General features: G+C 35.9%; 7 protein-coding genes. 4 read left to right on the top strand and 3 right to left on the bottom strand.

The window, feature by feature from the left end:
* Nucleotides 1-382: 382 nt before the first annotated feature.
* Both HMPREF3230_RS04660 and HMPREF3230_RS04655 read right to left on the bottom strand, forming a co-directional pair.
* A complete protein-coding gene (locus HMPREF3230_RS04660) occupies nucleotides 383-1780 on the bottom strand; it encodes a sensor histidine kinase (RefSeq protein WP_075523785.1) in 1398 nt (465 codons plus the stop codon).
* Nucleotides 1781-1786: 6 nt separating this feature from the next.
* Nucleotides 1787-2488, bottom strand: coding sequence for a response regulator transcription factor (locus HMPREF3230_RS04655; protein WP_075523784.1), 702 nt, complete (start codon nucleotides 2486-2488; stop codon nucleotides 1787-1789).
* A 139-nt stretch (nucleotides 2489-2627) separates the two neighbouring features.
* Between HMPREF3230_RS04655 and HMPREF3230_RS04650 the strand changes: the two genes are divergently transcribed.
* From HMPREF3230_RS04650 to HMPREF3230_RS06730, 4 genes are all read left to right on the top strand, one after another.
* On the top strand, nucleotides 2628-3392 hold the full coding sequence (locus HMPREF3230_RS04650; protein ID WP_075523783.1) for an ABC transporter ATP-binding protein: 765 nt from the start codon (nucleotides 2628-2630) through the stop codon (nucleotides 3390-3392).
* Complete coding sequence (locus tag HMPREF3230_RS04645) at nucleotides 3389-4114, top strand: ABC transporter permease (protein WP_075523782.1); 726 nt, start codon at nucleotides 3389-3391, stop codon at nucleotides 4112-4114. The genes HMPREF3230_RS04650 and HMPREF3230_RS04645 overlap by 4 nt, the downstream gene beginning before the upstream one ends.
* A gap of 59 nt (nucleotides 4115-4173) precedes the next feature.
* The gene (locus HMPREF3230_RS04640) at nucleotides 4174-4938 is read left to right on the top strand and encodes an ABC transporter permease (RefSeq protein ID WP_075523781.1); all 765 of its coding nucleotides are present in this window, start codon (nucleotides 4174-4176) and stop codon (nucleotides 4936-4938) included.
* A gap of 146 nt (nucleotides 4939-5084) precedes the next feature.
* Nucleotides 5085-5246, top strand: coding sequence for an IS3 family transposase (locus HMPREF3230_RS06730; RefSeq protein WP_155642914.1), 162 nt, complete (start codon nucleotides 5085-5087; stop codon nucleotides 5244-5246).
* Nucleotides 5247-5302: 56 nt separating this feature from the next.
* Here the strand turns inward: HMPREF3230_RS06730 and HMPREF3230_RS04635 are convergent, their stop codons facing one another.
* Nucleotides 5303-5947: a helix-turn-helix transcriptional regulator gene (locus HMPREF3230_RS04635; RefSeq protein WP_082266292.1), complete on the bottom strand. Its 645-nt coding sequence runs from the start codon at nucleotides 5945-5947 to the stop codon at nucleotides 5303-5305.
* Between the last annotated feature and the right edge of the window lie 739 nt (nucleotides 5948-6686).

Below are 6686 nucleotides of genomic sequence, written 5' to 3'. Positions count from 1 at the left end.
AATCCGCAATTATGTTCCATAGTTTACTCCTTTATTTTTTATCTAATGACTGTGACTTATGGTTCAAATGCAAACAAGTTCCCAATCTGAATTGAAAATCCAAGTTATTGATACATTTGTATATCACATTGTTCACAAGCACCAGTCATTGAACTTATTGCACTCGACCCCAGAGCGTTGATATCTTCCCTCAAACAGCCAAACTGCACTCAAAAACCGCGCCAAGCCATCTTACAGCCGCCACACGCTAAACCTTTTAACGATAACTCTCGCAAACCACTGCTATACAAAGGCAAATTTGCACCCACCCAATCAGCCCTAGACATCAATACGACAGTCTACACAATTAAGTGAAAAGATGTCATCCATCTACTGCCCATATTCAATTAAGCGGTATCATTAAAGATACCTTAAGCCCACTGTGTTTGCTCCTACTTATAGCAACCGTTCCGTTATGAGATCTAATAATCTGCTGAACAATCAGCAAACCCAAACCATGCCGTTGCTCTGCAGTACTTGTATCGCAAATCATATAGTGCGGTGCATGATTAAGCTTTTCGATTTTTTCATCTGAAACACCTATACCGTTATCTTCAACACAAATAATACAATTATCATTATTTGCAGCAACGGATACATAAATCGTACACCCATTTTCATTATGAGATATGCTGTTCTGAATAAGATTAGATATTGCTCGTTTTAATAAATCTTTGTCTACATTAATATTGCAAACAGTAAATTCTGTGTCCGTTTCCCATTTAATCGAAAACTCATCTTGCATACCTATATTCATAAAATCCACAACAACTTGCCTAACAACAGCAACAACATTTTCTTCTTTTTTCATAATTGGTTGCATATTGTATTCAAGTTTTGAAGCCAGATTAAGGTCATTAATCAAATTTTTTATTCTGACACTTTGCTTAATAATCATCGTCGCTTTTTTACGATCTTCTTGCGAAATATGGAGAGAATTTTCTAACTGTCCCGCATATCCCATAACCATAGATAACGGCGTACGAATATCATGCGAAACCCCAGCTATCCAATTTGCTCTTGCAGTCTCCCTTTTTCTCAATTGTTCTTTTTGTATTTGCAAAATATCGGAAGCAGAATTTATGTTAGATGAAATTTCTGAAAGCGCTCCTGTTTCTGGAATATGCACGCTTTCTCCACTAGATAAACGTTGTATCCCTTTTGTAATCGGATTAATTGATTTTAGTAGTTTTATATTAGCTATTAAATAAATTCCAAGAATAAGCAAAATGTTGATAAATAATACGCTTAAAACAATCTGCGGAAAATTTGAGATTAAACTGTAGTTCCAACTTGGTCGCGTATGTTTCCAAAAACTGTTGTGCGGAAATCCGACTACAACAACTCCATCCTTATTTTTGCCAGTGTAAGTTGGATAACCATCAATGTAACCAACGCTCAAATTAGCTATATCAGACAAAGTATAGTTATTTGGAACACCTGCAGGGACATTTTCTGTTTTCCATACGACTTTCAACGTATTATTATCAATCAAAATTGCCCATGCGCCAGAATTTGTCAATTTGGAAGACATATTTTTTGATAATGCATAATCCCCACTTGCGGATAATTGTAATGCTTCTCCCGTCTCTTTTGCTATGCTATAAGGAGACATCTCTTTATCGGGTGCGTAATTTCCTATAAGTACAATGAACGCAATAATATTCATTGATACTATAAGCACAGAACTTAGTAGAAAAATACTTATAAAGCGTTGTATTAGTTTTGGTATGCTTTTCATTCTGCTTTACTCCACAATAAGCTTATATCCTAAGCCTTTAACTGTTACTAAAGAAACAGGCTGCGATGGATTGAGTTCTATTTTTTCTCTGATACGACGTATATGTGCCATTAAAGAATTTTCATATCCAAAAGGATTAGCTCCCCATGCAGCTTCACATAGCGCGTCAATTGTTACAATATGTCCCGCATTTCTATATAAAGCAGAAAGTAAATCGTGTTCTTTGGCTGTAAGCGGAATATGTTCGTTGTTTTTTATTACTTGGGCAGAAGAAAAATCAATCTGACTATTCTTCAGTTTAACAATGGGATTTTCACTCTTGTAACTTCGTCTTAAAATTGCCATAATGCGAAACGTTAGCTCTTTTGGAAGAAAAGGCTTTACAATATAATCGTCTGCTCCTAAGTCAAATCCCTTAAACTTATCTTCATCTTCACCGCAAGCAGTAAGGAATAAAATAGGACAATCACTATATTGTTTTATCTGCTTCATTAGCTCAAACCCATTACCGTCGGGGAGCATAACATCAAGGATTGCTAATTCTGGACGTAATTTTTGTGTTGCTTCTACGGCATCTTTCATACTTTTTGCAGTCGTTATATTATAAAAACCATATTCATTTAATATGGATACAACCATATCTAAAAGTTCCTGCTCATCATCAACAAGTAGCAGATGCTTGTTCAACAAATAATTATCCTGATTCATTGAGCGCCCCCTAACATATATTATGCCATGTGAATATTCATTTTTTGACCTCGCATAAAAATGTAAGGTAGATGTAAGGTGAAGAGAATGTTGTAGAAAGGTTGACGCAATATCATAAATCCTGAAAGGAGATATTGCCATGAACAATATTGTTACAACAGAACATTTAACCAAAAAATACAAATCATTTATTGCTGTTAATGATGTTTCACTTCATATTCGCAAAGGCAGCATTTACGGCTTTCTTGGGCCAAATGGAGCTGGAAAATCTACAACAATGAAAATGCTCCTAGGGCTTACATCTCCAACAAAAGGTGTATTTACAATCGATGGAAAGCAGTTTCCTACCGACCGCATACCTATTTTGAAAGAAATAGGCTCATTTATTGAATCACCATCTTTCTATGCAAATCTAACAGGTAGAGAAAATCTTGACATTATACGTCGCATTTTAGAACTACCTAAGAGTGCAGTTGATGACGCATTAGAATTAGTGGGTCTTTCTGAGTTTGCAGACCGTCTTGCAAAAAAATATTCGCTTGGCATGAAGCAAAGGCTTGGTCTTGCTGGAGCATTGCTTGGTAGACCACCTATTTTGATTTTAGATGAGCCAACAAATGGACTCGATCCATCTGGCATACACGAAATCCGAAATCTGATTAAGTCACTGCCAGATCTTTACGATTGCACTATTCTTATTTCTTCTCATATGCTATCCGAAATTGAGCTTATTGCAGATGATATTGGAATACTTAATCACGGACACTTGTTATTTGAAGGTAGTTTAGATGAACTACGACAGCATGCATTACAATCTGGTTTTGCTTCCGACAATTTGGAAGATATGTTCCTATCCATGATTGATGAAGACAATAAGATCAGGAAGCAGAGTGCAAGACTATGAAAACGCTTGTAATCGAACTAAAAAAATGCAAGAGAACTGGCTTTATAGCTCTTATGATTGCTATTGGAATTATGGGAGCAGCGTACGCTTTTGTGAATTTTATTGTGCGAAAAAATACATTATTAAACCTGCCTTTAGCTCCTATGGATATTCTTCTTACACAGCTTTACGGCATGATTATGGTGTTAAACATGTTCGGCATAATAGTCGCCGCATGTATTATCTACAACTTGGAATTTAAGGGAAATGCAGTAAAAAAGATGCATATGCTTCCTATGAGTGTTCCAACTATGTACCTATGCAAATTTATGCTGCTGACTGTTCTGTTACTAATCGCTATTTGCATACAAAATTTAGCACTTGCAAAAATCGGTGTAACAGATTTGCCGCAAGGCACGTTTAATGTAAGTACTCTTATATCTTTTGCTGCATATTCATTTATTACGTCAATGCCTGTATTGTCCTTTATGATTTTTGTATCATCACGATTTGAAAACATGTGGGTAACGCTTGGAATTGGTGTAGCAGGATTTTTAAGCGGCATGGCATTGGCTTCTTCAGACATTGTGTTTTTTATGGCATCACCTTTTATCGTTATGTTAAAACCAGCAGTTGCCATGAGCGCGCAACCTAATACTACGGTCGTAATCGTATCCATAGTTGAAACACTTCTGTTTTTATGTTCTGGATTGTGGGCAGCTAAGAACCTGCACTATGAATAAAAACACGCTCTATAAGTAAAAACTTGAACTATATAACTATGAATAAGGAGATTATGAAAATGAGATTTTTTGAACTTCTTAGAATCGAATTTAAGAAAGTAAAGCGTAGTAAAATTATTCCTTTGATTTTTATTGCACCGCTAATTGTGGTTGTATCTGGTGTAGCAAGTCTTCATAGCTACTTCACTCCAGAATATACACACCCATGGGCTGCTATGTTTATTCAAAGCGCATTAGTCTACTCATATTATCTGCTTCCACTTAGTATGATTGTTATTTGCGTGATGATTGCAGGACGAGAAACAAGCAATAACGGAATACTAAAAATGCTGGCACTGCCTGTTAGCAGATACGCGATTTCTGCTGCAAAATTTTGCGTATTGTTATTTTATTTGCTTATGGAAATGGTTGTATTTTTTGCCGTATTCGTTATAGCAGGATTGTTTGCAACCAGTAGCACAGGAGTTACAGAAACGCTACCAATTATGTATCTACTAAAATGGTGTTTAACTCTGTTTTTGACTATGATTCCAAGCGTAATAGTCATGTGGGCTATTACTGTGCTTTTTGAAAAGTCAATGTTATCCGTTGGATTAAATATACTTCTTGTGATTCCTGGCGTATTAATAGCAAATACTCCACTTTGGATAGTTTATCCTTATTGTTACAGCGGATATATGGTTTCCCGCTCTCTACATGCAGTTACATCAACAGGATTAGGAAACGGATTTAATCTTATACCATTTTTGCCATGTGCAATTGCAATATCTGTGTTTGTATTTTTGATTGCAATAACACAATTTGGTAAAAAAGAGATGAGATAACAAGGAATCCTAAATAATAGTGCAGCGAAATAACAAATGCAGATGCAAACCTAAAAACACGTCTAACACAACACTGTTTGTTTGCGCGCTTTGTTTAATAAGATAAGCAATCAGTAAAACAAACACACACCCTTGTCTAAATTGATATGCACCCTCTTTACTGGACAAAACCAGTAAGGAGGGTATTGCGCTATAGTTTTAAATTCAAATTGGAAAGTGAATATATAGATTACTACAACAATTGCAGGATCCAGAAGAAAACAAAATGGATGACTCCCTTAAGGTACAGGATGGCATCCATCTGTTGACCCCGTGTCAAAACATGTGTCCAGTTTTCTGGGTACATATCAACCCCTGCCATTTACTACTTATTACGAAGCTTACCAACTTTCATAAATTCCTTATCTCCAATACGGAACTTTTTACTATTAAACGTCACTCCCATAATTCTGCTAATAATATACTCATCAGTTATAAGCACGAAATACTGCTTATCTTTTTTATCCACCAAATAATACTGATCAGTCCCAAGAGTGGAGACAGCTTTACTGAAATCATATATGCCAAACAATGGCAATCCTCCAAAGAGAGTAGAAAACCATCCAACAAAATTATCCACCATTTTCTCAGATGAACTGTTATAAGTCTTAACAACAGTTAGCATATTGATTTCTGAGTCAGGATATTCATCTAGGACAATCTGCTCTTTAATTTTCGACTTCTTAAAACTGCTCAACCCACCGTCGAAACCATATTTATTGAGATTAATAGGCTTCTTAATAATAGAAAAATCAACGCTATTGTTCTCATCCAAAAGATAATCAACACTCACGTTTAAAGCAGATGCAATAAATTTCAGATTCTCGATATCCGGCAAACCCCGATTCGTTTCCCATTTTGCTATAGCAGCACGAGATACCATCAATAATTCCGAGAGCTCCTCCTGCGTCAACCTGGCTTCCAGACGAGCCTTTCTAATTTTTTCTCCCAAAGATATCACACTACTCATAACACAACTCCTTTCAAATCACTTATTACACATCATGAAATTACTTGACGGAAACCAAATTAGTATTGAAACAGTTGATTTAGATACCGCCTAATTACAAACTAACAAATAATTTGCAACGGAAAAAGAAACAAGATGAAACACTATAGTTACCAACTGTAACAGCATAAGAATGCAAATAATGTAGGGAACTTTTTTACGACTATTGCAACGGTTTGTTCCTCAAAACATAAGCAACTAAATCAATAGGAACTCGAGTAAGAAACAGACAAAACACGTTCAAACACCACACCAAGCCAGCCTAAAGCCGCCACACGCTAAACCTTTTAACGATAGCCCTCGCTAAACCCTGCTACATAAGGGCAAACTTGCACCCAGCTATTAAGCTTTTGATATCAAGCAAACGCTCTCCACATAGATTGAAAGAACTTACGAGTATAGCTACTCTTTTTTGAGTGCACACTATGAATACTGGGTGCATTGTTTAACGATAGGAAATATCGCAAAAAGATTTAAGATTAGCTTAATAACAACATTTACATTACAATTGTTCCAGTTGTTTAGCTTGGTCTCTTCTCACGTAAATAACCGCAAGTATTTCAACTTCTTTTCTATTCTCATCAACCCAAAAATAAACGTAATAATTTTTTACGCGTATTCTTCTAAAACCAATTTCACACCACGACTGCTAATCAGCATTCAAGCTCTTCAAAAACATCATCTATCGGATAACTATCAC

Origin of the sequence: Gardnerella vaginalis (genome assembly GCF_001563665.1) — a bacterium.
Classification (GTDB): domain Bacteria; phylum Actinomycetota; class Actinomycetes; order Actinomycetales; family Bifidobacteriaceae; genus Bifidobacterium; species Bifidobacterium vaginale_A.
The sequence above is the reverse complement of the archived record's forward strand: the minus strand, read 5'-3'. Positions and strand labels throughout refer to the sequence as shown.

Coding starts and splice junctions, on each gene's coding strand:
- HMPREF3230_RS06730 (WP_155642914.1), top strand. CDS start 5,085: ATGCACCCTCTTTACTGGACAAAACCAGTAAGGAGGGTATTGCGCTAT.
- HMPREF3230_RS04655 (WP_075523784.1), bottom strand. CDS start 2,488: ATGAATCAGGATAATTATTTGTTGAACAAGCATCTGCTACTTGTTGAT.
- HMPREF3230_RS04635 (WP_082266292.1), bottom strand. CDS start 5,947: ATGAGTAGTGTGATATCTTTGGGAGAAAAAATTAGAAAGGCTCGTCTG.
- HMPREF3230_RS04645 (WP_075523782.1), top strand. CDS start 3,389: ATGAAAACGCTTGTAATCGAACTAAAAAAATGCAAGAGAACTGGCTTT.
- HMPREF3230_RS04660 (WP_075523785.1), bottom strand. CDS start 1,780: ATGAAAAGCATACCAAAACTAATACAACGCTTTATAAGTATTTTTCTA.
- HMPREF3230_RS04640 (WP_075523781.1), top strand. CDS start 4,174: ATGAGATTTTTTGAACTTCTTAGAATCGAATTTAAGAAAGTAAAGCGT.
- HMPREF3230_RS04650 (WP_075523783.1), top strand. CDS start 2,628: ATGAACAATATTGTTACAACAGAACATTTAACCAAAAAATACAAATCA.